Source organism: Cupriavidus basilensis OR16 (genome assembly GCF_000243095.1).
Lineage (GTDB): Bacteria > Pseudomonadota > Gammaproteobacteria > Burkholderiales > Burkholderiaceae > Cupriavidus > Cupriavidus basilensis_D.
The window spans coordinates 1-420 of sequence record NZ_AHJE01000318.1 but is presented as its reverse complement, the minus strand read 5'-3'; the positions used below and the strand labels follow the sequence as shown (position 1 = coordinate 420).

1 protein-coding gene is annotated in these 420 nt (G+C 67.4%); it reads left to right on the top strand.

All coding sequences use genetic code 11. The annotated features are described in order from the left end of the window. A partial coding sequence (locus OR16_RS38910; protein WP_006164961.1) for a TOBE-like domain-containing protein occupies window positions 1–420 on the top strand: 420 nt, incomplete at both ends.

Here is a 420-nt window from a genome sequence, read left to right as displayed (position 1 = left end):
TTCGTCACCCACGACCAGGAGGAGGCGCTCGAAGTGGCCGACCAGGTGGTGCTGATGAACCGCGGCCATGTGGAGCAGGCGGGCACGCCCGAGGCGGTCTACAACCATCCGGCCACGCCGTTCGTGTTCGGCTTCCTCGGCAACGTCAACCTGTTCCACGGGCGGCTTGAGGTTGGCGAGCGGGGCGGCTTGCTGCATACCGGCGACTCGATCCTGCCGGTGACCGGCAGCGGCCATGAAACCGCGGGCGATGCCGTGGCTTATGTCCGCCCGCACGATCTCGATCTCGAGCGCTATTCGCCCGGCATCGACGGCATTGCCGTGACGCTGCGCCGCGCGCTCACCCTGGGCCCCGTGGCCCAGCTAGAACTGGAACGAGAGGATACCCAGGAAGTCATCGAGGTGGCGCTGCCGCTCGAA